The organism is Dyadobacter sp. HNCC25DJ185 (assembly GCF_056895195.1).
In genome coordinates, this window is the sequence record NZ_JBXHAR010000037.1 from 1 (window position 1) to 493 (window position 493).

The 493-nt window shown below is 50.9% G+C and carries 1 protein-coding gene; it reads right to left on the minus strand.

The genetic code is table 11. From position 1 onward, the window contains the following. A partial coding sequence (locus tag AC1XUF_RS32065) for an ATP-binding protein (RefSeq protein ID WP_483345965.1) occupies nucleotides 1–493 on the minus strand: 493 nt, incomplete at both ends.

Here is a 493-nt window from a genome sequence, read left to right on the forward strand (position 1 = left end):
CCATATCTGTCTTCAAGGATATCGAGGAGCGCAATCCTGGCGTCATTTGTTAGCTGCTTTAAACCGAAGTCATCGAGTATAAGGAGCTTGTTCGCTGATATGGCCCTGATCCATTTCAGATAGGTGCCGTCGAGCCGGGCCTGCGCCAGGGCGTCCAGGAATTTGTTCATGCTGAAGTATTGTGTTCTTAGACCAAGAAGACACGCACTGCGGCCTAATGCGCAGGCCAGGAAGCTTTTACCACAACCAGTGGCACCAGTTATGAGGATATTTTCTCCCTTTTCGATAAACATCCCGTCCGATAGCCTAAGCACTTGCTCCCTTGTAACCCCTCTTTCTGGTGTGCACAGAATGTCTTCCGGAAGGGCATGATAGCGGAGTTTGCTGGCCTTCAGGTACTTCTGTGTCCGGGAATGTTCCCGGTATTCCACTTCGGCCTGCGTGATCATTGCTATCAGGGAATGTACTTCCACAAGCTCATGAACGGGAAGGG